Consider the following 25,474-nt stretch of genomic DNA (forward strand, 5'->3'; position numbering starts at 1 on the left):
AATTTGCAAAACGTTTAGAGAATCTGACCGCTTGTAGCTCTCTGATGCGATAGCTTTTCTGAGATATAAGACAGAATGAATTACCTTGGAGTGAAAAAATGAAAAAATATCTCGCCTTATTCTTCATTGCGATATCGGGCTTAGCGGTTGCTAACAGCATTGAAAAAGTGCCTTCTAAAATTGAAGACGGTGTAGAGTCGACTGCCCCAGAGTTCCATAATATGCCAAAAGATGGATCTAAACTGGCGTTAAGTTATGTGAATCAGCCTCCAATGATTCCGCATAGTATCAAAGGTTATCAAGTGACTAAAAACACTAACCAGTGTTTAAATTGTCATGGTATTGAAAATTATCGAACAACGGGTGCACCACGCATTAGTCCAACTCACTTTATGGATCGTGATGGTAATGTAACCGCAGATACATCACCACGTCGTTATTTCTGCTTACAATGCCATGTACCGCAAGCAGAAGTTGCACCGATTATTGAGAACAAATTCCAACCAACCAAAGTATTTGGGGGTAACTAATGTTTCGTTTAATCAAAGGCTTTTGGAAGTGGTTTCGTACCCCGAGCCGTATTGGAATTGGCTTTCTCATTGTCATTTCGGCTCTTGGTGGGATTCTGTTTTGGGGAGGATTCAATGTGGCATTGGAACACACCAACACTGAAGAATTCTGTTCAAGCTGCCATATGAACGATGTTGTGCCAGAGTACCGTGCTTCACCACATTATCTCAATCGTAGTGGGGTAAAAGCGACCTGTGCGGATTGTCACTTGCCGCATGAATTTATTCCAAAATGGACACGTAAAATCGAAGCTGCAAAAGAAGTGTATGCTCACATTACGGGTAAAGTGGATACTAAAGAAAAATTCGAAGCACATCGTCTAGAAATGGCACAGCGTGAATGGGCTCGTATGAAAGCCAATAATTCGCAAGAGTGTCGTAACTGCCACAACTTTGCTGATATGGACTTCACCCAACAAAAAGGCGTTGCTGCGAAAATGCACGCCATGGCTGAAAAAGAAGGTAAAACGTGTATCGACTGCCATAAAGGGATTGCACACAGTTTGCCACATATGCAAAATGTGGAATCGGGTCTGAAACCACAAAAATAATGACGATTAACGAAAAGAGACGCAGATATCAGCGTCTCTTTTTTTGTTGCGATCTTTTCAAGGTATAAAATTTTAAATACTAGATAAAATGCCACATAAAATGTGCAAGATCTTCCCTTAATTTTCGGGTATTATAACCATTTTATTTACCCTATTTTTGGAGCAAATTGTGTCTTCCCTTTGGTCTGATTGTTTAAGTCATTTACAAACAAAAGTATCGCCTGCGGATTACAGCACGTGGTTACGTCCGCTACAAGCGAGCTCGACCAGCAGTGAATTAGTACTTTATGCACAGAACCAATTTGTTGCCAATTGGGTGAAAGACAAGTTTATGGCAGAGATCGTTGGACTTGCCCGCTTTTTAGGGAAAAATGATGATCTGAATGTGACGATCCAAGTGGGTAATAAGCCAGTTGAAGAGGCTGTTCCAACGGCACAGACGACCGCAAAAAGTCAACCAGAAATCACTACCAATATTCGTACGGGGATCACTGAAAACCTTACGTTTGATAATTTCGTACAGGGTAAATCTAACCAATTAGCTAAAGCCGTAGCACAACAAGTGGCGGCCAACCCTGGTGAAAATCATTGCAATCCATTTTCGCTTTATGGCGGAACGGGTCTAGGTAAAACCCACTTGCTGCATGCGATTGGAAACGAAATTCTCAGCCAAAATCCAAATGCCAGGGTCGTTTACATTCATTCTGAACGTTTTGTACAGGATATGGTGAAAGCAATTAAAGCCAATACGATTGAAAACTTTAAAAAGTTCTATCGTTCTTTAGACGTGTTAATGATCGATGACATTCAGTTTTTCGCTAATAAAGAAGCAACCCAAGAAGAGTTTTTCCATACATTTAACTCCTTGTTTGAACGCAGTAAACAGATTATTGTGACTTCGGATGTCTTTCCAAAAAATATCGAAAATATTGAAGAGCGTATCCGCTCTCGTTTGAGTTGGGGGGTCAATGCCGCTATTGAGCCACCAGAACTAGAAACTCGCGTTGCGATTTTGATGAAAAAAGCAGAAGAGCGTGGTATTGAATTAACGGAAGACGTCGCGTTTTTTCTTGCCCAAAAATTGCGAACCAATGTTCGTGAGTTAGAAGGAGCACTCAATCGAGCAATTGCGTGGAAAAATTTTACTCATCGTCCAATTACCGTGGATGCGATGCGGGAAGCCTTAAAAGATCTACTTGCATCTTATGATCATCTTATTACGATTGAAAATATTCAGAAAACGGTTGCTGAATATTACAATATCAAAATGTCGGATCTGAAATCTAAAAGCCGCACTCGCTCTGTGGCAAGACCGCGTCAAATGGCAATGGCATTAGCCAAAGAGCTGACTAACCATAGCTTGCCAGAGATCGGGCGTGAATTCGGTGGTCGCGATCACACGACAGTAATGCACGCTTGCAAAACGATTAACGAATTGCGAGAGAGTGGCGGCAGCATTCAAGAAGACTATACTCATTTAACTCGTAAACTCTCGTCATAGGGGGAAATATGCAATTTACTATTACACGTGAACAATTACTCAAACCGTTACAGCAAGTATGCGGCGTATTAAGCAGTCGCCCAACTTTACCTGTGATCAATAATATTTTGCTTGATATTCGTGGCAATCAATTATTTATGACGGGAACCGATCTTGAAGTAGAACTAACAACCCAAGCCGAGTTACTGGAAGCGGTTGGATCCGATGGAAAATTTACCATTCCGGCCAAAAAATTTCTTGATATTTGTCGTACCTTACCAGACGATAGCGTGATTTCGGTGCAATTCGAAGCTGATCGTGCATTTGTCCGTGCTGGCCGCAGTAAATTCAATTTAGCGACATTACCTGCGAGTGACTACCCAAATTTGATGGATTGGAAGCCAGAAGTGGATTTCACCATCGACCAAGCGACTCTTGCTCGTTTAATTGATGCAACCCAATTCTCCATGGCGAATCAAGACGCCCGTTATTTCTTGAACGGGATGAAATTTGAAACAGAAGGCAATTTACTTCGCACCATTGCGACAGACGGTCATCGCCTTGCGGTTTGTACGATGGCGTTAGATCAAGAGCTATTGGCTCACTCGGTTATCGTGCCACGTAAAGCGGTACTTGAACTTGCTCGTTTAGTTGGACACAACAGTGATTCTGTTCGCCTTGAAATCGGTACCAGCAACTTGCGAGTGACAATGAACGGTATTGTGTTCACTTCGAAATTAATTGATGGCCGTTTCCCAGATTACCGCCGTGTGTTCCCACGCAATGCAGATCGTATTTTAGAAGCGGATGCGGAAGTGTTAAAACGTGCATTAGTGCGTGCGGCGATTTTATCCAACGAGCGTTTCCGTGGCGTACGCTTAGCCTTAAGCAAAGATCAACTCAAAATTACCGCTAATAACCCTGAACAAGAAGAAGCGGAAGATATTATTGACGTTTCTTATGACAATGTTGAAATGGAAATTGGCTTTAACGTTAGCTACTTATTGGATGTGATCAACACCTTAAAATGCCAACGCTTACGCATCAATTTGGTTGATTCCATTTCAAGTTGTGTGATTGAGGATGTAGATAACAGTTCGGCAGAATATGTGATTATGCCGATGCGATTGTAGTTGTTTGTTACTTTTCTTTGCGTTGTCAAAGAAAAGTAACCAAAAGAAAGGCAACCCTACTTCACCGCTTGTCTTCGCTTTGTTTGAATGTGCTTAACGGAAAAATTTAAAACTCGCTTGCAGGCTCGCTCAGACACTAAATTTTTCCTACAAATTCAAAGCTGCTCAGGCGGTTCAGAAGGGAAGATCGTGAGCGGTAGGTGAATTTATTGACGTATTCACTCACGTAAATTTGCAAAAAATCTATAAAATTTGACCGCTTGTTATGTCACTATCCCGTTTAATCACCAACAACTTCCGAAATTTAACTGCGGTGGATCTAGAATTGAGCCACAGCTTTAATTTTTTGGTGGGGGAAAACGGAAGCGGCAAGACCAGTTTGCTTGAAGCGATCTTTTATCTCGGGCACGGGCGGTCGTTCAAAAGCCACATCAGTAACCGTATTATTCATTACGATCAAGATCAATTCACCCTGTTTGGCAAGGTGGAAGAGGCTAAGCACGAATGGTCGGTTGGGATCCAAAAAAGCCGCCAAGGCGATACTATTCTGAAAATCAATGGCGAAGATGGCAAGAAGATTTCAGATCTTGCTCATCTGTTGCCGATGCAAGTGATCACCCCTGAAGGTTTAACTCTGCTGAATGGCGGACCGACGTACCGCAGAGCATTTCTCGACTGGGGATTGTTCCATCAACACCCTGAATTTTATAGCCATTGGGCAAATCTCAAGCGGCTGCTCAAACAACGCAATTCAGCATTGGCACAAGTGCGGAACTATGCAGAATTGCGACCTTGGGATATTGAACTCACCAAACTCGCCAACATTGTTAGCCAACTGCGTGCGGCGTATGCGGAAGCGTTGCGACCTGAAATTGAGAAAACCTGCCAATTCTTTTTGCCAGAATTAGAAATTAGTGTCAGCTTTCATCAAGGTTGGGAAAAAGGGGCTGATTATGCAGAAATTTTAGCCCAAGGCTTTGAGCGAGATCGGGGGGTAGGCTATACCATGGTTGGGCCGCAAAAAGCGGATTTCCGCTTTCGTGCCAATGGTTTACCGGTGGAAGATGTACTTTCACGTGGGCAGCTAAAATTGCTGATGTGTGCATTGCGGTTAGCTCAAGGCGAATACTTAATGGCTCAAAAGCAGAGAAAATGCCTGTTTTTGATCGACGATTTCGCCTCAGAACTTGACCCAACCAAGCGGGCACTTTTGGCTCATCGTTTGCGTCAAAGCGGCTCGCAGGTATTCGTGACCGCCATCACCCAAGATCAGCTCAACCAAATGCAATGGGATGAACAGAACAACGATATGCGTTTCTCCGTTCATCAAGGGAAAATTCAATGAATAAAAATAAGGACAAATATGCAAGATTCTCAACTTAAACACTCACTTTTAACCCGTTTATTACGTTACACCCAAATTTATACGACCTCCGATCGCAAAAGCCAAACTACGCCAAGTTCGCCGCAACAGTGGGACTTGCTCCACCTTTTGCGAGATGAAATGACTGCAATGGGCTTGAGTGACATCAGCCTAGATCAAAACGGCTATCTGTTCGCCACGTTACCTGTGAACACCGATAAAAGTGTGCCAACTCTTGGCTTGATTGCCCATGTGGATACTGCACCTGATTTCAACGGCAAAAATGTGAAGCCACAAGTGATTGAGCAGTACGATGGATCAGATATTCTGCTAAAAGGCAGCGGTGATGTACTTTCACCGAAGGATTTCCCTGCATTAAATGGCTTGAAAACGCATACTCTGGTCACTACCGATGGCACATCGTTACTGGGAGCAGACGACAAATCGGGCATTTCGATTATCCTGTCGGCAGTGGAATATTTGCAAGCTCACCCTGAAATTCCACACGGCAAAATCCGCATCGGCTTTACTGTGGATGAAGAAATCGGGCGTGGGGCAGATCACTTTGATGTGCAGGCCTTTGGTGCCGAAGTCGCTTACACATTAGATGGTGGTCCCCTTGGCGAATTGCAGTATGAAAACTTCAACGCAGACGGAGCAACAGTCACTCTTTTTGGTCGTAGCGTTCACCCAGGCACAGCCAAAGGCAAAATGATCAACGCATGGGAGCGAGCTTGCGAATTTCACAGCCGTTTGCCAGCCCATTTAACCCCAGCAGAAAGCGAACAGCGAGAAGGTTTCATTATGCTTGGCGGTATTGACGGCGGCATCGATCGTACTGAACTGCATTATATTTTGCGTAGCTTCAGCCGTGAAGAATTAGCTAGCTTCGGCGAAATGTTGCGATCTACAATGTCTGAAATGCAAAACGTGTACGGTGAGCATTGTGGTAAAGTGGAAATCACCGAGCAGTACCGCAATATGTACGAGGTGTTGGAAAACCATAAATATCTCATCGACATCGCCCAAAACGTGATGCAAGCCCAAGGTATCAAACCGATTTTAGAGCCAATTCGTGGTGGCACTGATGGCTCGCGCCTCTCTTTTATGGGCTTGCCTTGCCCGAACTTGTTCACTGGGGGTGAAAACTTCCATGGTAAATTTGAATTTATTTCTGTTGATGTGATGGAGCAAGCTACCCAAGTGGTTATTGGCATCGCTAAGGCTTTTACTGAGTACGAGTTTTAGGGCTGACAAGCGGTCAGATCTGGCAAAAATTTTGCAAATCAGCTTGGTGGTATCGAAGAATGAAAAAATCGGCATCTTATTTGGATGCCGATTTTTTTATGATGTTGCCCTATTTTTGTTTTCCGAATTGGTTACCGATTAAAAAAGCCACCAAGCCGATAATGAGTGCGGGAACGATAGTGTGGAAGCTAAGAATTTTGATACCAAAACTGCTCATCAAAACATAACTACCAAGCCCTGCGATCATTGAACAGATTGCCCCTGTCGCATTCGCTTTTTCCCAGTAAAGTCCAAGTACGATCACCCATAAGAAGGTTGCTTCTAAGCCACCAAGTGAGAGTAAGTTCAACCAAATCAACATATCAGGTGGGTTGAACGCCAGTAAAAATACGCCTGTGGTGAGGGTTAATGTTGTTAGAGTAGAAAACAGTTTGAGTTTGCTCTCGTTTTGGGCTGCACTTGGTTTGATCGCCAGATAGAGATCCTTGATCATCGTAGAAGAGGATTGGATCAACATCGAGTCGATAGAGGACATAATTGCCGCCATTGGGGCAGCTAAGAAAATGCCGACAATCACTGGCGGCAGCACTTGCAACATCAACGTTGGGATCACTTGATCGACCACTTTCAAGTCAGGCGAAACCGCACGTCCTAAAGCCCCTGCTAAGTGCATTCCGAGCATCAAAAACGATACCACGATAGTGCCGATAATCATTGCATGGTGTAATGCGTTACTGTCTTTATATGCCATACTGCGAACGGCAAGCTGAGGCAAACCAACCAAACCAAAGCAGACCAGTACCCAGAACGAAGTCATAAACGTGAAATCGAGCGGACGCTCATCAATGCCGTAAGGGGTGATTAACTGCGGGTTAATCGCTTCTAATTGATTGATAATTGGCTCAACGCCACCCGCGGCATAAATGACCCCACCGAGCAATAATGCGGTTCCAACCATCATCACCAAGCCTTGAATAGTATCGGTTAACACTACCGCACGAAAACCACCGATAAAGGTATAAACCCCAACGGTGAGTGCAAAAATCAGCAGTGACATTCCGTAAGAAATACCCAGTGTGGTCTCAAGCAAACGCCCTGCTCCAATGAATTGTACTACCATCATCGCAAAGAAAGAGAGCAACAACGCAAGGCTTGAAAGCCATACAATCACAGGGCTTTTATAGCGAGCGAGCAACATATCGTTAATCGTTACACTATTATTTTTACGGGCTAAAATCGCAAATTTTTTACCTAATGCCCCGAGAGATAAAATCACCGCAGGCACTTGGATCATCGCAAGCAACACCCAGCCTAAGCCGTATTTATACGCAGCCCCAGGGCCACCAATAAAGCTACTTGCTCCGACATAAGTTGCCGCCATTGTCATTGCCAACACAAAACCTGACATTGAGCGACCACCAACGTAATATTCCGTTAAAAATGAACCACTTGCACGTTTACGATAGGCATAAAACGCCACGCCAAATACAAATAGCAAATAGGCGATAAGCGGTATTAATACGGCAAAATCCATTTATTTGTCCTCCAAATCGATCGCTTTGTATACCGTTTTGATTACTATTGTGGTGAGCAACACAAATAAAATTGGCAAATAAATGCACGCCAACTCAAACCAAATCGGAAAGCCTAAAAGGCCCCGTCCCGTTGGCGAAAAGTAGGCAAATCCAACCCAACCTGCGAGATAAAACAGCGTCAGCCATAACGACCAACGCACTTCTCGCATTATTTGCTGTGAATGTTTCATTTTTCCTCCAGATTATTCACAAAGTCACAAAAAAAGCGGGATAATCCCGCTCATAAAGGAGAATTCATCATCAATGAATTACTCTAATGATCATTTTTTTCTTCTTCATCGGTACGATCTTTCATCAACTCTTCATCTGTTGGTAAAGGCTGACCTGTGAATGCGTGTAAAAAGGCTTCACAGAGTAGTTCACTATTTGTTGCGTGGCGAAGATTACGAATTTGGCGACGAGTACGTTCGTTGGTCAAAATTTCCAACACTTTAATTGGAATTGACACCGTAATTTTTTTCACCTGCTCGCTTTTTTTGCCGTGTTCTGCATACGGGCTAATGTATTCACCATTCCATTCTGCCATTTTCAGTACCTAAAAATAAAAAACTTAGCTATCATTTTAATCAAAAGTCGTTATGTTCGCAATCTAGACGTCTAGATTCCTAGTTTTAATGTTATGATTTTATTTATTTGAACCTATAAAGGATATCGCCATGAAACCAATACCAACGCTTCCAGCTGGGCTTTCTCTTATCAAACATAACCAGTTGGATATTTTGTATATTCAGCATACCTCTTTTCACGCAAAGGTCGCCTTGCAAGGGGCGCAACTATTGAGCTGGCAGCCAACCCCGTGTTCACAAGATGTGATTTGGCTGAGTGACGTTGAGCCATTTGAAACAGGTGTGGCAATACGTGGCGGTGTACCGATTTGTTATCCGTGGTTTGGGGGCGTAAAACAGCCTGCCCACGGGACGGCTCGTAATCGTTTATGGACACTCACTAAAGTCGATGTCCTTGCTGATCGTGTGTTGTTAGAACTCGCTTTGGAAGACGAAGCGTTAATGCAAATGGAATTAGGCTCTGAATGTCGTTTAACCTTCACCCATCTTGCCGCAAAGCCTGCTCAAGTCGCGTTGCATAGCTATTTCAAGGTAGCGGATATTGCCCAAATTGAGTTACATAACTTGCCCAATGAGAGTTTCAATTCGGTTGAACAGACCATGCAAGCGGTCACTTCCCCAAGAAAATTTGCAAATTTAGTCGATGAAATTTACACCGCAAATGGTTTGCCAACCGTGATCATCGATCCAATTGCAAAACGTCAAATTAATGTTGAGCATCAAAATGCCAGTGAAGTAGTGGTGTGGAATCCGTGGCACAAAGCGATGTCAGGAATGAACGAAGCAGGGCATAAAACGATGGTTTGCGTTGAAACCGCCCGCATTCATCGCTTGTTAAATCAAGGCGAAACGGTCACGGCAAAATTCAGCGTAGAAGCACTTTAAGTTCATTTTGTGATATGATTTGCCACACACAGAGCGGGGGGTTAACCCGCCTTTTCTTTGATGTTATTTTTCGGGTGAATAAATACGCCCAACGGAATGCTATATGACCACTCTCAAAAACGATCGCTATTTAAAAGCCCTATTGCGTGAACCTGTTGATATGACGCCAGTATGGATGATGCGTCAAGCGGGGCGTTATCTACCTGAATATAAAGCAACCCGTGCTCAAGCAGGGGATTTTATGTCCCTTTGCCGCAATGCGGATTTAGCTTGTGAAGTCACTTTACAGCCTTTACGTCGTTACGATCTTGATGCCGCAATTTTATTCTCTGACATTTTGACCATTCCCGATGCGATGGGGTTAGGGCTGAGTTTTGGGGCTGGCGAAGGTCCGAAATTTGCTCACCCAATCGAACGCAAAGCGGATGTGGATAATTTGCCTATTCCTGATCCTGAAGGTGAATTGCAATATGTAATGAATGCGGTGCGAACCATTCGCCGTGAATTAAAGGGTGAAGTGCCGTTGATTGGCTTTTCAGGCAGCCCGTGGACGCTTGCCACTTATATGGTTGAAGGCGGTTCAAGCAAGGCTTTCACCAAAATCAAAAAAATGCTCTATACCGATCCAAAACTGCTACATTGCTTGTTAGATAAACTGGCTAACAGCGTGATCTTATATTTGAATGCTCAAATCAAAGCAGGGGCACAGTCGGTGATGGTATTCGACACTTGGGGGGGCGTATTGGCTCATCGTGATTACAAGGAATTTTCGCTGCAATATATGCACAAAATCGTGGACGGTTTACTTCGTGAAAATGACGGTCGCCGTGTGCCAGTTACCCTGTTCACTAAAGGCGGTGGTTTATGGCTAGAGGCGATTGCCGATACTGGCTGCGATGCTGTGGGCTTGGATTGGACGGTGGATATTGCCGATGCCCGTGCAAGAGTTGGGCATAAAGTAGCGTTGCAAGGCAATATGGATCCAAGCGTACTATACGCCTCGCCAGAACGCATTGAACAAGAGGTGCAAGCGATTTTAGCTGGCTTTGGCAATGGCTCAGGGCACGTTTTCAACCTTGGACACGGTATTCACCAAGATGTGCCAGAACAAAGCCCGAAAGTGTTTGTCGATGCGATCCACACATTTTCGAAGTCATATCATCAATAAAAGGAAATCCTATGCGAAACCCTATCCATAAACGTATGGAACGTTTTGAGAGTTGGCAACATCTTGTTTTTATGGCGTGTTTATGCGAACGAATGATGCCAAATTTCCAACTATTTTGTGAAGTGAGCAAGCGGGCAGATCAGGCAAAAGTTTTTCAAAATATACTAAATCTCGTTTGGGAGTTTCTCACAGTGAAGGGGGCGAAGATCAATTTTGAAAATCAGTTGGAAAAATTAGAAGACATCATCCCTGATGTTAATCAATACGATTTTTACGGAGTTTTCCCCGCTCAAGATGCATGCGAAGCCTTGTCAGAGCTGTTGCATGCGATTATCGCAGGCGAAACACTCGAACAGGCGGTCAAAATTAGCCAACTTTCGCTTGCAACGGTAGCAACTTATTTAGAAACTCAGCTCGATCGTGAATTAAACGAGCAAGAGCTTAAGAATGCTATTGAAATTCAGGAGGAATTAGATGTGCAATGGCAGATCTACAGATTGTTGAATGAGCGTGAAGAACGCGATGTAGAATTGATTTTAGGCCTGAAAAATGAGATTAGAGAGAGTGGAGTCAGCAATATTGGGTTAAATTTTAATCAATAAATGTGATGTAGGTAACAATTTTTGCATTATTTGCTTTGAGAATAAGCGGGTTTGAATTAAGCTATCACCGCATTTACGCAAATCTAAGTTTAGGCATAACAGCCAGTAATAACAATAAATCTTTTAGAGGATACAACCAATGAACAAAACTGAGTTAATTGATGCGATCGCAGCAGCGGCACACTTAAGCAAAAAAGACGCAAAAGCAGCATTAGAAGCGACTTTAGAAGCAATTTCTGGCAGCCTTAAAAAAGGTGATGCCGTACAACTAATCGGTTTCGGTACTTTCAAAGTAAACCACCGCAAAGCTCGTACAGGTCGTAATCCAAAAACTAACGAAGCAATCGAAATCCCAGCAGCTAACGTACCGGCATTCGTTGCAGGTAAAGCATTAAAAGATTTAGTGAAATAATTCTTTTCCCATCCTATTTTATGTAAGCCTAGAGATATTCTAGGCTTTTTGCGTTTATTCGCCTTGTCAGCTAAAATAGTGCGATTTTATGTAGGTGGATTTAAGCCACCATTTCTTTTCACTTATTGGTGGGCTAAAACCCATCCTACTTTGTATTATGAAACAGTCGATTATTACTAAATTAGAAAGCCTAAGCGAACGCCACGAAGAACTCCAAGCCTTGTTGGGCGATGCATCTGTCATTAGCGATCAAGATAAATTCCGAGCCTATTCCAAAGAATATTCCCAACTGGAAGAAGTGGTTGGGGCATTTAACCGCTGGAACAAATTACACCGCGATATCGAAGAAGCTCAATTTTTGCTTGATGATCCCGATATGAAAGAGATTGCTGCCGAAGAAATTGAGCAGAACAAAGCTGAAATCGAACAAGTCGAACAGCAATTACAAATCTTATTATTACCAAAAGATCCAAACGATGAATACAACGCTTTCCTTGAAATTCGTGCAGGCACAGGCGGTGATGAGGCGGGCATTTTCGCTGGCGATTTATACCGTATGTATAGCCGTTACTGCGAAGGTAAACGCTGGCGAATTGAAGAGCTTTCCGCTAACGAAAGTGAACAGGGGGGCTACAAAGAGATCATCGTTAAAATCAGCGGTGAAGGTGTTTATGGTCAGCTCAAATTTGAGTCGGGCGGGCACCGTGTTCAACGTGTTCCAAAGACCGAATCTCAAGGGCGTATTCACACTTCCGCTTGCACAGTGGCGGTAATGCCAGAATTGCCAGAATCAGAAATGCCAGAGATCAATCCGTCGGATTTACGCATTGATACTTACCGCTCATCGGGTGCGGGTGGTCAGCACGTGAACACTACGGATTCTGCGGTGCGAATTACCCACATTCCAACAGGCATCGTGGTAGAGTGTCAAGACGAGCGTTCCCAGCACAAAAACAAAGCCAAAGCGTTGGCTGTGTTGGCTTCTCGTATCGTCCAAGTGGAGAAAGAAAAACAAGCCCAAGAGCAAGCAGACACTCGCCGTAATTTGCTCGGTTCGGGCGACCGTTCCGATAAAATCCGCACATACAACTACCCACAAGGGCGTGTAACTGACCACCGTATCAACTTGACGGTTTACCGCCTTGATGAAGTGATGAACGGTAAGATCGACGAATTGATCCAACCTATTATCACTGAATATCAAGCGGATCAACTTGCGGCGTTGTCCGATCAATAGCCTACAAGCGGTCAGTTTATGTCAAAATTTTGCAAAACTTTTGGAACGTTGGCTATGCCAACGCTCCCGAAGCCGAGAACAACTTCTCTAAAGACGTTGTGAGTAATATGTCTGTTTAGACAATGGGGAGGCTATTTTGATTAGCATCCCCATTTTGTTTACAACTGCATTTCTTGGTGCAACTCTTGGACGGAGTAAACATCAAATTCGTTGATGTGTTTAACTCCTTCCACTAATGCATAAGCCCCCGAAATGGTGGTTTGGATTGGCACTCGCTGTTGCAAGGCGGTGCGGCGGATTGAGTGGCTATCGGCAATTACTTCGGGTTCACCGCTAACGGTGTTGATGATGAGGGCGATTTCACCGTTTTTGATTGCATCGACAATATGCGGGCGACCTTCACGCACTTTATTGATGGTTTGCACTGCAACGCCATTGTCTCGTAAGAATTTGGCGGTACCGAAAGTGGCACACAAGCCGTAGCCTTGCTCTTGGAAACGTTTGGCGATGGTAAGCAAGGTCGCTTTGTCTTGATCAACAACCGACATAAACACCTTACCGATTTTCGGAATTCGTTCGCCTGCACCGAGCTGTGCTTTGAAGAAGGCTTCAGCAAAGGTTTCGCCCACGCCCATCACTTCCCCCGTTGAACGCATTTCAGGGCCTAAAATCGTATCAACTCCTGGGAATTTAATGAATGGGAACACCGCTTCTTTCACAAAGAATTTGGTTGGAATGATTTCGTCTAACGCATTCAATTCCGCCAAGGTTTCCCCTGCCATCACACGAGCTGCAATTTTCGCCAATGGGCGACCTGTGGCTTTACTCACAAATGGAACGGTTCGGCTAGCACGAGGGTTCACTTCTAGCACATAAATCACATCGTTCTGCACTGCAAACTGCACATTCATCAAGCCACGCACTTTTAACGCAAACGCCATTTCTTTGGTTTGTCTGCGAATTTCATCCAAAATCTCACCGCTTAACGAGTAGGCTGGCAATGAGCAAGCCGAGTCGCCACTGTGAATTCCTGCCTGCTCAACGTGTTGCATAATGCCGCCGATCACCACATTTTCGCCATCGCAGATACAATCCACATCGACTTCAATCGCATTATTTAAGAAGTGATCGAGCAGAATTGGGCTATCGTCAGACACAGACACCGCTTCACGCATATATTTGTTCAATTCTTCATCGTTATACACGATTTGCATCGCACGTCCACCCAATACATAAGAAGGACGAACCACTAACGGATAGCCCACTTCATTCGCCAACTCCACCGCTTCCGCCGCATTACGCGCGGTACGGTTGGCAGGCTGCTTGAGATTTAATTCATTCAGAATACGTTGGAAACGCTCACGATCTTCGGCGGCATCAATGCTATCCGCCGATGTACCGATGATGTTCACCCCGTTTTCGTGTAAGGCATTCGCCAATTTGAGTGGCGTTTGACCGCCATAATGCACAATCATGCCCCAAGGATTTTCCACACGCACCACTTCCAACACATCTTCCAGCGTTAATGGCTCGAAATACAGGCGGTCGGACGTATCAAAATCCGTAGAAACGGTTTCAGGGTTACAGTTCACCATAATGGTTTCATATCCCGCTTCACGCAAGGCAAGGGAAGCGTGCACACAGCAGTAATCGAACTCAATCCCTTGTCCAATACGGTTCGGGCCACCGCCTAAAATCATCACTTTTTTGTGATCCGATGGATTTGATTCGCACTCTTCTTCGTAGGTGGAATAGAGATAAGCGGTATCAGAAGCAAACTCGGCAGCACAGGTATCGACACGCTTATACACAGGCAACACATTTAGGCTACGACGATAATCACGCACTGCTTTTTCACTCACATTGGTCAGTTGAGCGATACGTTTGTCGGAAAAGCCTTTACGTTTTAAACGGCGAAGCTCGTCTCGGTCAAGATCGCTAAATTGCTTTTTCTCAAGCGCCAGTTCTTCTTGAACTAAATCTTGAATTTGAATTAAGAACCAAGGGTCAATTTTGGAATAGTGATGCACTTCTTCGAGCGAGAAGCCTGCCCCAAAGGCATCGGCAACATATAAAATACGGTTCGGGCCGGGGTTGGCAAGCTCACGACGGATTTTTTCAGGCTCTTCTGACAGTAAATTAAAGCCACAAATGCCGGTTTCTAAGCCACGCAACGCTTTTTGCAAGCTCTCTTGGAAAGTACGCCCCATTGCCATCACTTCGCCCACTGATTTCATTTGGGTGGTCAAGCGGTCGTCCGCATTGGCAAATTTCTCAAAGGCAAAACGTGGGATCTTGGTCACTACATAATCCAACGTTGGCTCAAATGAGGCTGGAATTAAACCGCCAGTGATGTCGTTACGCAGTTCATTTAGGGTATAGCCCACCGCTAATTTCGCTGCCACTTTGGCAATCGGGAAGCCTGTCGCTTTTGACGCTAAGGCAGAAGAACGGCTTACACGAGGGTTCATTTCAATCACGATCATCTCGCCATTTTCAGGGTTAATCGCAAATTGTACGTTTGAACCGCCCGTATCCACGCCAATTTCACGCAACACCGCAAGGCTGGCGTTACGCATAATTTGGTACTCTTTGTCGGTTAAGGTTTGTGCAGGAGCAACGGTGATACTATCGCCCGTATGCACGCCCATCGGGTCAAAGTTCTCAATCGAGCAGATAATAATGCAGTTGTCCGCTTTATCACGCACCACTTCCATTTCATACTCTTTCCAGCCCAATACCGATTGTTCGATAAGTAGCTCGTGGGTTGGCGAGGCTTCAAAACCACGCTCACAAATCGCCATAAATTCATCACGATTGTAAGCAATACCGCCGCCCGAACCGCCCATGGTAAACGATGGACGAATTAAGGTTGGAAAGCCCACCTGCTCTTGAGCGGTTAAGGCTTCTTCAAAGGTGTGGCAGACAAACGATTTCGGCGTATTCAGCCCGATTTTGGTCATCGCCTCTTTAAAACGCCCACGATCTTCGGCTTTATCAATGGCATCTTCCGTCGCCCCGATTAGCTCAACGCCATATTTTTTCAGCACACCGTTTTTCGATAAATCTAAGGCACAGTTCAACGCTGTCTGCCCACCCATTGTTGGCAAAATTGCATCAGGACGCTCTTTTTCGATGATTTTCGCCACCGTTCGCCACTCAATCGGCTCAATGTAGGTAACGTCCGCCATATTCGGATCGGTCATAATGGTCGCTGGGTTTGAGTTCACCAACACCACCTTATATCCTTCTTCCCGCAACGCCTTACACGCCTGCGCCCCCGAATAGTCAAATTCACACGCCTGCCCGATTACAATCGGACCTGCACCAATAATTAGGATGGTTTTTATGTCTGTACGTTTTGGCATTGTTATTCCTTATTTAAATCTTTTCTTTGATATATTTAGAATGTTGCATAATTTCAGGAAACATTGATGCATCATTTATAGACATTACTTTATCTAACTCTTCTTTTAACGGTCTCTTATTTTCAGCTGAAATTTTAAATTTCAAAAGAATATCAAAATTAGGTTCTCCTAAACCACATAGTAAGAATGCTCCTCGCTGAGCTAAAATTCTATTATTATTCATTTTTCCTTTGATAATAATATTAGATAATAGATCACTAGGGTTTATATTGTCATCAAAATGATTTTTTTCTAATTTTATAAAATGAAGTAATCTTTTAAATTCTTTTGTTTTCATTAGTTCACTTTTGAATGCATCTTTTTCATTATTTTCTTTATTCACATACTGTTGGCAGTAATTTTTAATAGTGTCTTTTTCATCCTTAGATAAGAATGCTAAATTAGCGATACAACTAGCTGTATCGCTATCATAATATTTTATCTGTTCTTTTTTTACTTTTAGTACAAATACAGCACCATCAGCAAATTTCTTTGCTCCGTCTTCTTTATACTTTTCGTTATTATTCTCATCAAGTTCAATTGTTTCAGATAAAGAAAAATATAATGCTACCAAAGGGTTTAGTGTTAAATCTATTAATCTAGTGGGCAACTCATAATGCTGAGCTCTAATCAAATAATCTAAAGTTGTTTTATCATCTCTAAAGTCATTAGGAAAAGATGATATTATTTCTCTAATAAATATATTTTCCTTATTTATGAAGTCTTTTCTCTTTATTGATGGTGTAATATCCCAATTATAATCAGCCTGACCTCTATAAAGTAAGATTTCATCATCTTTTATATCTTTGACTGTCTTAATTATTGTTTTTATAAAACCATCTAAATTAGTATATGGTTTTGTTGCATATGACTTTCTATCTTTTGGCATACTTTTTCTCCTATTTTTTTAAATTTTTTGCTTAAATCCAAAAACTCCCTTCCCCTACTTCAATCACTTGCCCACCAACATAAATCGTCTGATTTTCGTCAAGTTTGAGTGAAAGGCGATTAGGTCTGCCTATTTGGTCGCCTTGATGAATTTGGCGATTGAGAGGGAACTTACCCTGTGAAAGAAAATACGCTCCTAAGTTTGCAGCGGCGGAGCCTGTTCCGCTATCTTCAAACAGGGCATTGTTCGCCACATAAAAAAGACGAGAAAAAATCGTCTCGTTTTCTTCACACCACAAATAAATCACCGTTCTCGCTTCTTGTTCACAGATTTCTTGTAAAGTGGCGATATGAATTGCCACTTGATCAAGGGCAGATCGTTCATGAAGTTGCAATAAAAGCTGTGGGGATCCGCTGTTAAGCCAATAGGCTGTCTCCGCAATTTGTGCTTCCGATAATCCCGTCGCCTTGGCTAATTGACTGTGGGTAGCTTCACTTGGTTTGATGTCGTAACCTTCAATCGCCAATTCCATTTTTGCATTTTTCCCGAATACTCGAACTGCTTTCGCCTTGGTATTTAACACAAACTGCTCGGGTAGCCGTTGTTGCTGTTGCAACACATAAGCACAGCCTAAAGTCGGATGCCCTGCAAGCGGAAGTTCATAAGCTGGGGTGAAAATGCGTAGATCCGCAACAGCAGTTTCCGATGAAAAAGCAAAGACCGTTTCGCTCAAATTAAATTGTTTAGCGATTTGTTGCATTTCTTCATCGGTTAAACCGTCCGCTTGGGGAAACACTGCTAGCGGATTGCCACCGAAGTGAGTTTCAGCAAAGACGTTTACTAATTTAAAAGCATAAGTTCGCATTGTTTTATCTCGTTATTTCTCCACAAGCGGTCAATTTCTATCAAAAATTTGCAAATTTTCTTTAAAATCTCACCGCTTGTTACGCCCCCTTCGCCTTTCTTAATTCGTCAATAAAACGGTCGAATAGATACGCGACATCGTTCGGGCCGGGGCTAGCTTCAGGGTGCCCTTGGAATGAAAATGCGACTTGGTCGGTTAGCTCAATGCCTTGCACAGTGCCATCAAATAAAGAGCGGTGGGTCACTCGCACATTGGCAGGTAAGCTCTGTTCATCTACTTCAAAGCCATGGTTTTGGCTCGTAATAAGCACTTTTTGGCTGTCGAGATCTTGCACAGGGTGGTTTGCCCCATGGTGTCCGAACGCCATTTTTTTAGTTTTTCCGCCAGCGGCTAAGCCGAGAAGTTGATGCCCTAAGCAGATGCCAAAGATAGGTTTTTTGGTGGCAAGTAATTTTTGGATAGCAGTGATTGCATAGTTGCAAGGTTCTGGGTCGCCAGGGCCATTTGATAAGAAAATGCCGTCTGGATTAAGGGCTAACACAGCTTCCGCAGAAGTCGTCGCAGGCATAACGGTTAAACGACAGCCACGTTCGGCAAGCATACGCAAGATATTGTGTTTTACGCCGTAGTCGTAGGCGACAACATGAAATTCAGGGGTAGCTTGTGGTACATAGCCTTTTCCGAGTTGCCATTCGCCGTCTGTCCATTGATAAAGCTCTTTGCAAGTCACTTCTTTGGCTAAATCTTGGCCAGTCATTGAGCCAAAACTTTTAGCAAGTGCTAACGCTTTTTCGGCGTCATCACCGACTAAAATGCAGCCTGCTTGTGCACCTTTCTCACGCAAAATGCGAGTTAAGCGGCGGGTATCAATATCGGCGATGGCAACGATTTTATTGGCAATGAGATAATCTTGAAGGGAAATATTTGAGCGGAAATTGCTATGTAATAGAGGAAGGTCACGGATAATCAAGCCTGCGGCATAAACGGCATGAGATTCGGTGTCTTCAAGATTGGCACCTGTGTTGCCGATATGGGGGTAAGTCAGTGTGACGATTTGCCCTGTGTAGGAAGGGTCGGTTAGAATTTCTTGGTAGCCCGTCATGGCGGTGTTAAAAACTACTTCACCGATGGTGTGTCCATCATAGCCGATTGATTTTCCATGGAAAGTTGAACCGTCGGCTAAGACAAGAATTGCGGGTTGAAACATTATTTACTCCTAAATAAATCTATTTGGTTGGTACTTACAAGTAGCCATTAACCACCACCGTTGCGGCGTGATTAGAAGTAGGCGGCTAAGTTTACTAAAGCAAACGTTTGCATTCAAGCTAAACTTTCTGACCGCTTGTAAGTGACGATTAAGATGAAAAGTTATGCTAAATAATTGCATGTCTATTCACAATTTACAACTATTTAACAAATTTTTATTTTGTTGGCGGGCACAAGCGGGTAGAATGTGGCGAAATTTTACCAAAGGGTTAAACAATGAAAGATGTTGAGTTTGGCGATGCGTTGATCGCCATTGTGAAACGCGATGTCGCCCCGGCATTGGGCTGTACGGAACCGATCTCACTTGCTTTAGCAACGGCGATTGCCGTGTCGCATTTGGATTCACCGTTGCAACAAATTCAGGCAAAAGTGTCTCCGAATTTGATGAAAAACGGAATGGGGGTCACGGTGCCAGGAACAGGAATGGTTGGGTTGCCAATTGCGGCGGCGGCAGGGGCGATAGCGGGCGACTGTCAAGCGGGGTTGGAGGTACTAAAACATATTCAGCCTGATGATGTGGCTCAAGCCAAGCAGATGTTGGCGGAAAATCGGGTGAGTGTCGACATTGCCAACGTAGAATTTCCGCTCTACTCTGAAGCTTTGGTGCTTGGCGACAGCGGTTGGGTGAAGGTCTGTATTCAGGACTCACATACGAATGTGGTGTTGATTGAAAAAAATGGTGAGGTGATTTTTGAGCAGCCTACAGTTACTGCGGAAGTTGCCGATGATTACCAGTTTTTCAATCAGCTTTCAGCCCAGCAAATTTACGATTTTGCGATGCACGCTCCTGTTGAAAAATTGGCGTTTATTGCTGAGGCTGCTCAGCTCAACAGTGCCTTATCCAAAGAAGGCTTGGAAAAAGAGTATGGATTGCATATTGGTCGCACGTTGAAAAAGCAGATCGAACTCGGTTTGCTGTCGGACGATCTGCTCAACCGCATTGTGATCGAAACCACTGCAGCCTCCGACGCTCGAATGGGCGGGGCGTTACTGCCTGCGATGAGTAATTCAGGCTCTGGCAATCAAGGCATCGCTGCCACAATGCCTTCGGTGATTGTGGCACGTTTTGTCAATGCCAACGATGAGCAGCTGATTCGTGCGTTATTCCTTTCACACACTATTGCTATTTACATTCACAGTAAATTGCCAAAATTATCGGCATTATGTGCAGTCACTACGGCGGCAATGGGCAGTGCTGCGGGAATGGCATATCTGCTAAACGGCAATTTTAATGCGATCAGTATGGCGATCTGCAGTATGATCGGTGACATCAGTGGCGTGTTATGTGACGGGGCAGCAAACAGTTGTGCGATGAAAGTCTCCACAGGTGTTTCGTCTGCTTACAAAGCAGTGCTCATGGCGTTAGACAACAGCCGAGTAACAGGTAACGAAGGCATTGTAGAACATAGTGTTGATAAATCGATCAACAATCTTTGTGCGATCGCTACCAAAAGTATGGTCTATATGGACAGGCAAATCATTGAAATAATGAGTGCCAAAGGGCAGGAGTGCTGATTAGGTTGTTCATACAGGCGGACGAGGTGTCCGCCTGAAAATATGGGATTATGCCTTTTTCAAAAACTCTGATTTCAGCAGTAATTTTCCGCAATCAACATTGTGATCGCCTGCTACTAAACGAATTCCTTTGTATTTCGTGCCTTTTTTCAGCACTTCCGATGAGCCTTTGAGTTTCAAATCTTTAATCAAAATCACATCATCGCCATCGGCTAATAAATTGCCATTGCTGTCTTTTACGATCAGTTGATCATCATCTTGTGCTTCGGCTTCTTCGCCAGTCCATTCATAGCTACAATCTGGGCAGACAAATTGAATCGAGTCGTGGTAAGTATTTTCGCCTTTACATTGTGGGCAAATTGGGAAATCCATTGTTTTTCCTTCTATCAATGTTAAAAAGGCATCTAGTTTACAAGAAAGTGAGTCAATCTGCTTTGATTTTTGCAAAATTTTCAGCAAAACCGACCGCTTGCAAGCGGTCAGTTTGTCGGATTTTTTTGCAAATCGTCTCGAATTCGCCAAAAGGTTGCAAATCTCGGTTTGCCCGATTCCGTCAGCCCATGATATTTATAGGTGATCACGCTGTTGATCGGTGGCGGATTTTCTCGATCTTTATCTTTAAATCCCGAACCGATGCGAAAACGCCCTCGCTTATTTTCGCAGGTAATCGCCCCAAGTTTATCGGCATATTTCCCCTTGCCTTTGTGATGTGCTACTACGGTACATTCTTCGTCCAACACCGCTTTGAGTTTGAGAATTTGAGCGGAGCGTCCATGAATATAAGGCGAATTAGGATTACGCACCACTACGCCTTCGCCCCCAAGTTGTTGAATCTCACTAAAAAATTGATGCAAGTGATCAGTATTTTTGAGTGGGATCTGTTTGATGATCGCAATATGCGGCGAAGGATTGGTTTCCAACCACTTTTCTAATGTCGCCAGACGATCAAAGAGATCACCTTCGGCATTCGGCACATCAAAAACGTGTAGTTTCAATTTATACCACCCTTTTGGGTTAGCAGAGCGAACGGTTGCCGAAATTTCACTAAATTTGCCACGCTCGCTAAATAATTCGCCATCAATCGCAAAAGGCGGGAAATGCTCCACGAAATAATCGGGCGGATTGAATGGATAGCCTTGGCGAGACAGCAGTTGCTTGCCGTCCCAAAATCCTCTCACGCCATCCAACTTTTCGCTCATCACCCAGCCCGTAACATCTTGATTTTTATACTGTTCCAACAGCATTAAATTTAGCGGCTGAGCCAAGACAGAGGGAATAAATAGAAAAAAGAGTAGTCGCCACATAAATCGTCCTCAGAAAATGTAGCGACTATACAAAAGGAAAGCGAAGAAATCAGAACGAAAAACGATTTTTTCGATCTGTGTCGCAAAATTTGCAAAAAGGCTTGCTATTTTACCGCTTGTACTAGGGCTGAAATACCATCCACAAACTGCTCTTTTTCTGCCATTTCGACAATCTGTTCGTGGCGATATTGCTTGCCGTTGTAAACTACGACAATGCTGGTATCGCCTACTTGCAAGAAATTGTACTCGCCAAAATCGGTATAGCGAGTTGCTCCGATGCTGATTACCGCCTGAGTTGGATAGTTGGCACGAGCCAGTAAATCAGCAATGTTGTTCATTGGGTCTTGGTCGGGCTGATTATTCATTCGATCGATAATCCAATCTAAAAGTTTTTGGTGGAAATAACTGTAACCAATAGTTTGGCTATCAATGCCATATTCGTTCATCACACCCGCACGTTTATGGAAGCAAGCGATGTGGTAATCATCTAAATTGCCACCCTGCTCAAATTTGTCTAAGGCAATCCAACGAGTTGATAATCCTTTGGAATTTGCCCCCCAGTTTTTCTTCTCACAAATTTTGCGAGCGTTTGGGCGACGAATTGAGCAATCATTATAGGCGGCAAAATGAGTCGGTTTAAGAGCGACAACTTTTTGATTTTCATAGTGAATTTCACAAATTAATGCAACTTCAGGCTCAATCTGTAAATTATCGGCATCGTATGGAAAGCGAATGGTGTCAGACGAAAGCGGGAATTCGGCCAGAAAGCGGTCGGTTTCCGCTAAATTTTTGCTTGGCACATAAAAGGGGAAAATTGCCTTTGGTTGAATAGCTTCCGAGGTTTTTACTTTGACAAAATCGGCTGCTTCGCCCGCTTGTTCCAAATGCCCCGCAAAGTTACCCGCAACGCCTAATCCGATAAAGTGTTGGTTCTGCATAATATGATCCTCTTTTGGTTTTGCAAAAAATTGGGCTAATCATACCGCTTGTACCATTAAAATGTCATACAAAATCATCAGTTTGGATCTTTTTTCACCAAAAGATCGTTTTTTTAAATTTTTTTAAATTTTTTGCTTGCATTGGATTTGAATTTCTCTATAATGCGCACCACACAACGACGCACTGTTGTGAACGGATTAGGTTATTACGGTGCGTCGTTGTTTTTTGCTCTTTAATAATGAATCAGACAATCTGTGTGGGCACTTGTTGATGTGATTTTGAAGTGAAATATTATTTAATTTTGAAGTCTTAATAAGTGCTTAACTTGAAATTCATAATGAATATTATTGATTTTTTTATAGTCAGTATTTATTGAGCGATTAAACTTTTTGAATTGAAGAGTTTGATCATGGCTCAGATTGAACGCTGGCGGCAGGCTTAACACATGCAAGTCGAACGGTAGCAGGAGAAAGCTTGCTTTCTTGCTGACGAGTGGCGGACGGGTGAGTAATGCTTGGGAATCTGGCTTATGGAGGGGGATAACTACGGGAAACTGTAGCTAATACCGCGTAATATCGAGAGATTAAAGACTGGGACCTACGGGCCAGTTGCCATAAGATGAGCCCAAGTGGGATTAGGTAGTTGGTGGGGTAAAGGCCTACCAAGCCCGCGATCTCTAGCTGGTCTGAGAGGATGACCAGCCACACTGGAACTGAGACACGGTCCAGACTCCTACGGGAGGCAGCAGTGGGGAATATTGCACAATGGGGGGAACCCTGATGCAGCCATGCCGCGTGAATGAAGAAGGCCTTCGGGTTGTAAAGTTCTTTCGGTGGTGAGGAAGGTATCAACTTTAATAGAGTTGGTAATTGACGTTATCCACAGAAGAAGCACCGGCTAACTCCGTGCCAGCAGCCGCGGTAATACGGAGGGTGCGAGCGTTAATCGGAATGACTGGGCGTAAAGGGCACGCAGGCGGATTGTTAAGTGAGATGTGAAAGCCCCGGGCTTAACCTGGGAATTGCATTTCAGACTGGCAATCTAGAGTATTTTAGGGAGGGGTAGAATTCCACGTGTAGCGGTGAAATGCGTAGAGATGTGGAGGAATACCGAAGGCGAAGGCAGCCCCTTGGGAATATACTGACGCTCATGTGCGAAAGCGTGGGGAGCAAACAGGATTAGATACCCTGGTAGTCCACGCTGTAAACGATGTCGATTTGGGGATTGGGGTTTAACTCTGGTGCCCGAAGCTAACGTGATAAATCGACCGCCTGGGGAGTACGGCCGCAAGGTTAAAACTCAAATGAATTGACGGGGGCCCGCACAAGCGGTGGAGCATGTGGTTTAATTCGATGCAACGCGAAGAACCTTACCTACTCTTGACATCCATGGAAGTTCGCAGAGATGTGAATGTGCCTTCGGGAACCATGAGACAGGTGCTGCATGGCTGTCGTCAGCTCGTGTTGTGAAATGTTGGGTTAAGTCCCGCAACGAGCGCAACCCTTATCCTTTGTTGCCAGCGATTAGGTCGGGAACTCAAAGGAGACTGCCAGTGATAAACTGGAGGAAGGTGGGGATGACGTCAAGTCATCATGGCCCTTACGAGTAGGGCTACACACGTGCTACAATGGTGCATACAGAGGGAAGCAAAATGGCGACATGGAGCAAATCTCACAAAGTGCATCTAAGTCCGGATTGGAGTCTGCAACTCGACTCCATGAAGTCGGAATCGCTAGTAATCGCAAATCAGAATGTTGCGGTGAATACGTTCCCGGGCCTTGTACACACCGCCCGTCACACCATGGGAGTGGGTTGTACCAGAAGTAGATAGCTTAACCGCAAGGGGGGCGTTTACCACGGTATGATTCATGACTGGGGTGAAGTCGTAACAAGGTAACCGTAGGGGAACCTGCGGTTGGATCACCTCCTTACCGAAGTAGAAATGACACAATAAGCGCTCACACAGATTGTTTGATAGAAAGACAAAAAAACTGAAGGTCATCCGTTGGGTCTGTAGCTCAGGTGGTTAGAGCGCACCCCTGATAAGGGTGAGGTCGGTGGTTCAAGTCCACTCAGACCCACCACTCAAACAGGTAACAAGCAAAGCAATAGGCTAAAGCAAGTTAATAATGAGTGAAGAAAACGGAAGTGATGAATGGGGATATAGCTCAGCTGGGAGAGCGCCTGCCTTGCACGCAGGAGGTCAGCGGTTCGATCCCGCTTATCTCCACCAACTCATCATACCTAAGGTTGCAAGCGGTCAGTTTTTGCGAAAGTTTTGCAAAAGCCTTTGTGATTTTAGGTATGATGAGTGAAACAGAAATGTTTCATTGTCTATAGTTCTTTAAAAAATAGGAAACAAGCTGAAAAACTGAGAGATTTTCGAAAGAAAGTCTGAGTAGTAAAAATCTTGTGTGAACAAAAGCACACAAGTAGTAGTTTTTGATTATCAGCTTTAAATATTTTGATGATTGTTTAAT

The 25,474-nt window shown here is 44.0% G+C and carries 21 protein-coding genes, 2 tRNA genes, 1 rRNA gene and 1 pseudogene; 15 read left to right on the forward strand and 10 right to left on the reverse strand.

Translation table 11 applies throughout. The features are described 5' to 3' along the window. The first annotated feature begins 98 nt into the window (after positions 1-98). The 6 genes from A4G17_RS04290 to pepT all read left to right on the forward strand — a co-directional run bounded on the left by A4G17_RS04290 (position 99) and on the right by pepT (position 6,344). Complete coding sequence (locus tag A4G17_RS04290) at positions 99-530, forward strand: nitrate reductase cytochrome c-type subunit (protein ID WP_123957498.1); 432 nt, start codon at positions 99-101, stop codon at positions 528-530. After that, the gene (locus A4G17_RS04295; RefSeq protein WP_123957499.1) at positions 530-1,120 is read left to right on the forward strand and encodes a cytochrome c3 family protein; all 591 of its coding nucleotides are present in this window, start codon (positions 530-532) and stop codon (positions 1,118-1,120) included. Before A4G17_RS04290 ends, A4G17_RS04295 begins: the two co-directional genes overlap by 1 nt. Before the next feature lie 157 nt (positions 1,121-1,277). After that, the gene (gene dnaA, locus A4G17_RS04300) at positions 1,278-2,621 is read left to right on the forward strand and encodes a chromosomal replication initiator protein DnaA (protein WP_207948565.1); all 1,344 of its coding nucleotides are present in this window, start codon (positions 1,278-1,280) and stop codon (positions 2,619-2,621) included. 8 nt (positions 2,622-2,629) lie between these two features. After that, the gene (gene dnaN / locus A4G17_RS04305) at positions 2,630-3,733 is read left to right on the forward strand and encodes a DNA polymerase III subunit beta (protein ID WP_123957501.1); all 1,104 of its coding nucleotides are present in this window, start codon (positions 2,630-2,632) and stop codon (positions 3,731-3,733) included. Between the two features lie 265 nt (positions 3,734-3,998). Beyond that, complete coding sequence (gene recF, locus A4G17_RS04310; protein ID WP_123957502.1) at positions 3,999-5,078, forward strand: DNA replication/repair protein RecF; 1,080 nt, start codon at positions 3,999-4,001, stop codon at positions 5,076-5,078. Positions 5,079-5,096: 18 nt separating this feature from the next. Further along, positions 5,097-6,344 (forward strand): peptidase T, encoded by a 1,248-nt coding sequence (pepT, locus tag A4G17_RS04315; protein WP_123957503.1) that lies wholly within the window; start codon positions 5,097-5,099, stop codon positions 6,342-6,344. A gap of 109 nt (positions 6,345-6,453) precedes the next feature. Here pepT and panF read toward each other — a convergent pair whose 3' ends face one another. From panF to metJ, 3 genes and pseudogenes are all read right to left on the reverse strand, one after another. After that, complete coding sequence (panF, locus tag A4G17_RS04320) at positions 6,454-7,878, reverse strand: sodium/pantothenate symporter (RefSeq protein ID WP_123957504.1); 1,425 nt, start codon at positions 7,876-7,878, stop codon at positions 6,454-6,456. Continuing rightward, positions 7,879-8,109, reverse strand: coding sequence for a YhdT family protein (locus A4G17_RS04325; RefSeq protein WP_123957505.1), 231 nt, complete (start codon positions 8,107-8,109; stop codon positions 7,879-7,881). Positions 8,110-8,213: 104 nt separating this feature from the next. Continuing rightward, a pseudogene (gene metJ / locus A4G17_RS04330) lies at positions 8,214-8,465 on the reverse strand (met regulon transcriptional regulator MetJ); the annotation flags it as partial. Between the two features lie 130 nt (positions 8,466-8,595). Between metJ and A4G17_RS04335 the strand changes: the two are divergent. The 5 genes from A4G17_RS04335 (at position 8,596) to prfA (ending at position 12,809) form a co-directional block, all read left to right on the forward strand. Next, on the forward strand, positions 8,596-9,390 hold the full coding sequence (locus A4G17_RS04335; RefSeq protein ID WP_123957507.1) for a D-hexose-6-phosphate mutarotase: 795 nt from the start codon (positions 8,596-8,598) through the stop codon (positions 9,388-9,390). A gap of 103 nt (positions 9,391-9,493) precedes the next feature. Next, the gene (gene hemE / locus A4G17_RS04340) at positions 9,494-10,558 is read left to right on the forward strand and encodes a uroporphyrinogen decarboxylase (RefSeq protein ID WP_123957508.1); all 1,065 of its coding nucleotides are present in this window, start codon (positions 9,494-9,496) and stop codon (positions 10,556-10,558) included. An 11-nt stretch (positions 10,559-10,569) separates the two neighbouring features. Next, positions 10,570-11,160, forward strand: a complete 591-nt coding sequence (locus tag A4G17_RS04345) for a YjaG family protein (RefSeq protein WP_123957509.1) — start codon at positions 10,570-10,572, stop codon at positions 11,158-11,160. A gap of 139 nt (positions 11,161-11,299) precedes the next feature. After that, entirely contained in the window at positions 11,300-11,572 is a 273-nt protein-coding gene (locus A4G17_RS04350; RefSeq protein WP_123957510.1) for an HU family DNA-binding protein, read from the forward strand. A 157-nt stretch (positions 11,573-11,729) separates the two neighbouring features. After that, positions 11,730-12,809 carry a peptide chain release factor 1 gene (gene prfA / locus A4G17_RS04355; RefSeq protein ID WP_123957511.1) on the forward strand — a complete coding sequence of 360 codons (1,080 nt, stop codon included), beginning with the start codon at positions 11,730-11,732 and terminating at the stop codon, positions 12,807-12,809. A gap of 158 nt (positions 12,810-12,967) precedes the next feature. Here the strand turns inward: prfA and carB are convergent, their stop codons facing one another. The 4 genes from carB to carA all read right to left on the reverse strand — a co-directional run bounded on the left by carB (position 12,968) and on the right by carA (position 19,177). Next, positions 12,968-16,177 (reverse strand): carbamoyl-phosphate synthase large subunit, encoded by a 3,210-nt coding sequence (gene carB, locus A4G17_RS04360; RefSeq protein ID WP_123957512.1) that lies wholly within the window; start codon positions 16,175-16,177, stop codon positions 12,968-12,970. A 13-nt stretch (positions 16,178-16,190) separates the two neighbouring features. Next, the gene (locus A4G17_RS04365) at positions 16,191-17,105 is read right to left on the reverse strand and encodes an FRG domain-containing protein (RefSeq protein ID WP_123957513.1); all 915 of its coding nucleotides are present in this window, start codon (positions 17,103-17,105) and stop codon (positions 16,191-16,193) included. Between the two features lie 31 nt (positions 17,106-17,136). After that, positions 17,137-17,970 (reverse strand): PhzF family phenazine biosynthesis protein, encoded by an 834-nt coding sequence (locus A4G17_RS04370; protein ID WP_123957514.1) that lies wholly within the window; start codon positions 17,968-17,970, stop codon positions 17,137-17,139. Between the two features lie 79 nt (positions 17,971-18,049). Further along, entirely contained in the window at positions 18,050-19,177 is a 1,128-nt protein-coding gene (gene carA / locus A4G17_RS04375) for a glutamine-hydrolyzing carbamoyl-phosphate synthase small subunit (RefSeq protein WP_123957515.1), read from the reverse strand. Between the two features lie 275 nt (positions 19,178-19,452). On the opposite strand from carA, the gene A4G17_RS04380 reads away from it, so the two are divergent. Then, positions 19,453-20,751, forward strand: coding sequence for an L-cysteine desulfidase family protein (locus tag A4G17_RS04380; RefSeq protein WP_123957516.1), 1,299 nt, complete (start codon positions 19,453-19,455; stop codon positions 20,749-20,751). Between the two features lie 48 nt (positions 20,752-20,799). Here A4G17_RS04380 and A4G17_RS04385 read toward each other — a convergent pair whose 3' ends face one another. The 3 genes from A4G17_RS04385 to A4G17_RS04395 form a co-directional block, all read right to left on the reverse strand. Continuing rightward, the gene (locus tag A4G17_RS04385) at positions 20,800-21,123 is read right to left on the reverse strand and encodes a zinc ribbon domain-containing protein YjdM (RefSeq protein WP_123957517.1); all 324 of its coding nucleotides are present in this window, start codon (positions 21,121-21,123) and stop codon (positions 20,800-20,802) included. A 107-nt stretch (positions 21,124-21,230) separates the two neighbouring features. After that, a complete protein-coding gene (locus tag A4G17_RS04390; RefSeq protein ID WP_123957518.1) occupies positions 21,231-22,055 on the reverse strand; it encodes a DNA ligase in 825 nt (274 codons plus the stop codon). Positions 22,056-22,159: 104 nt separating this feature from the next. Further along, positions 22,160-22,993, reverse strand: coding sequence for a DUF5718 family protein (locus A4G17_RS04395; RefSeq protein ID WP_123957519.1), 834 nt, complete (start codon positions 22,991-22,993; stop codon positions 22,160-22,162). Between the two features lie 392 nt (positions 22,994-23,385). Between A4G17_RS04395 and A4G17_RS04400 the strand changes: the two genes are divergently transcribed. The 3 genes from A4G17_RS04400 to A4G17_RS04410 all read left to right on the forward strand — a co-directional run bounded on the left by A4G17_RS04400 (position 23,386) and on the right by A4G17_RS04410 (position 25,227). Then, positions 23,386-24,925 (forward strand): 16S ribosomal RNA (locus A4G17_RS04400). 76 nt (positions 24,926-25,001) lie between these two features. Next, positions 25,002-25,078: transfer RNA gene (locus tag A4G17_RS04405), tRNA-Ile, on the forward strand. Positions 25,079-25,151: 73 nt separating this feature from the next. Continuing rightward, positions 25,152-25,227: transfer RNA gene (locus A4G17_RS04410), tRNA-Ala, on the forward strand. Positions 25,228-25,474: the final 247 nt, after the last annotated feature.

This window comes from Frederiksenia canicola, from assembly GCF_011455495.1.
Taxonomy (GTDB): Bacteria; Pseudomonadota; Gammaproteobacteria; order Enterobacterales; family Pasteurellaceae; genus Frederiksenia; species Frederiksenia canicola.